This is a genomic window from Pseudomonas syringae group sp. J309-1 (assembly GCF_032582135.1).
Taxonomy (GTDB): domain Bacteria; phylum Pseudomonadota; class Gammaproteobacteria; order Pseudomonadales; family Pseudomonadaceae; genus Aquipseudomonas; species Aquipseudomonas quasicaspiana.
The window spans coordinates 1-504 of sequence record NZ_JAWHNU010000177.1 but is presented as its reverse complement, the minus strand read 5'-3'; the positions used below and the strand labels follow the sequence as shown (position 1 = coordinate 504).

The following is a 504-nucleotide window of genomic DNA, read 5'->3' as shown; positions in this document are numbered from 1 at the left end:
GCTCAGGAACGCGTGCCGCGCAGAATTCGTAATTAGCTCAAACACGATCATTCCCAATAGCCAGCAACGTTCGGAAGTGATCCACACGGGACAGAGAGACAATGCCAGCTCAATCTTCCGGCTCTCAAGCTTCGAACGACAGAGAGCCTTACACAGCTTATGAAGGTAGCTCGTCAGTTCGACAGTCGTGCTGCACTCCGGCATCTGCAACGAGTGATGGACACTAGCGTAGCCTTGAAGCCGATCCTGCACGGCAGCAAGCGTCGCTTGCACCTCACTGTTTTGACTACGCTTTGCCGCGAGCGAAATAAGACTGATGGCTGACGACAACTCATTGTTTATTCGGTGACTGAACTCGCGCAGTAGCAGATGGTCCGATACGGATCCGATCTCAGGACGCGCAACTATCGCCGAGCCGGTTTGCTCACCAAACCCCATCTAATCACCTCTTCACGTTCTAAATCGGTCAACGATCGTGCGGCCAACTGCCGCTCGACCCCTTGG

1 protein-coding gene is annotated in these 504 nt (G+C 54.2%); it reads right to left on the bottom strand.

Annotated elements, in window-relative coordinates:
• The coding region (locus RX972_RS29320) for a sensor histidine kinase (protein WP_316880812.1) at positions 1–438 on the bottom strand (438 nt) is incomplete at its 3' end.
• Positions 439–504: the final 66 nt, after the last annotated feature.